The organism is Shewanella sp. AC91-MNA-CIBAN-0169 (genome assembly GCF_040310165.1).
Taxonomy (GTDB): Bacteria; Pseudomonadota; Gammaproteobacteria; order Enterobacterales; family Shewanellaceae; genus Shewanella.
In genome coordinates, this window is sequence record NZ_JBEOPM010000145.1 from 1 (window position 1) to 259 (window position 259).

Genomic DNA, 259 nt, shown 5'->3' on the forward strand with positions numbered 1-259 from the left:
GTCCTATACTGTATCGCTTTTTTTAAAATATTATAGTCATAGCGTAGGGGCTTTTAAATTCTAAAGGATAAGCATGAGCAATCAGTTAGTAGCTAATGAGTCAGGTGAAAAAACAGTATTAATGCTGTTTCATAATGATCTGCGCGTGCATGACAATGCGACTTTGAGTCACGCTGCAGCGTTGGCTGATAGTGGGTCTTTAATAATGGTTTATGCGTCGGAGTTGACCGATAGTCAAACGCCAAACTGGGGGCAAGCT

The 259-nt window shown here is 40.9% G+C and carries 1 protein-coding gene; it reads left to right on the plus strand.

The window, feature by feature from the left end; genetic code table 11:
• Positions 1-73: 73 nt before the first annotated feature.
• A partial coding sequence (locus tag AAEY98_RS22465; RefSeq protein ID WP_351019825.1) for a deoxyribodipyrimidine photo-lyase occupies positions 74-259 on the plus strand: 186 nt, incomplete at its 3' end.